The sequence below is a fragment of the Pseudomonas sp. 14P_8.1_Bac3 genome, assembly GCF_025466085.1.
Lineage (GTDB): Bacteria > Pseudomonadota > Gammaproteobacteria > Pseudomonadales > Pseudomonadaceae > Aquipseudomonas.
Genome location: NZ_JANLOD010000005.1, coordinates 1 through 321 on the forward strand (window position 1 = coordinate 1; position 321 = coordinate 321).

The 321-nt window shown below is 66.0% G+C and carries 1 protein-coding gene; it reads left to right on the forward strand.

Annotation, left to right across the window (positions count from 1 at the left end; genetic code table 11):
* A partial coding sequence (locus NTD84_RS01235) for an RHS repeat domain-containing protein (RefSeq protein WP_262162926.1) occupies nt 1–321 on the forward strand: 321 nt, incomplete at both ends.

The following is a 321-nucleotide window of genomic DNA, read 5'->3' on the forward strand; positions in this document are numbered from 1 at the left end:
CAGCATCGCCGACAGCCGCCACGGCCAGCGCAGCTATTACTACGACGCCCTCGACCGCTTGACCCGCGTGCGCCACACCCGCGACGACGTGCCAGAGACCTTCGCCCACGATCCGGCCGGCAACCTGCTGATGCAGGACCGGCCCGGCGTGGCGACCATCAAAGGCAACCGCCTGCTGATGCAGGGCGACCGCCATTATGACTACGACGCCTTCGGCAACCTCATCCGCGAACGCCGTGGCACCGGGCAAATAATCGTCACCGAATATTCCTACGACTGCCAGCACCGGCTGGTTGGCGTCACCTTGCCGGACGGCAGCAC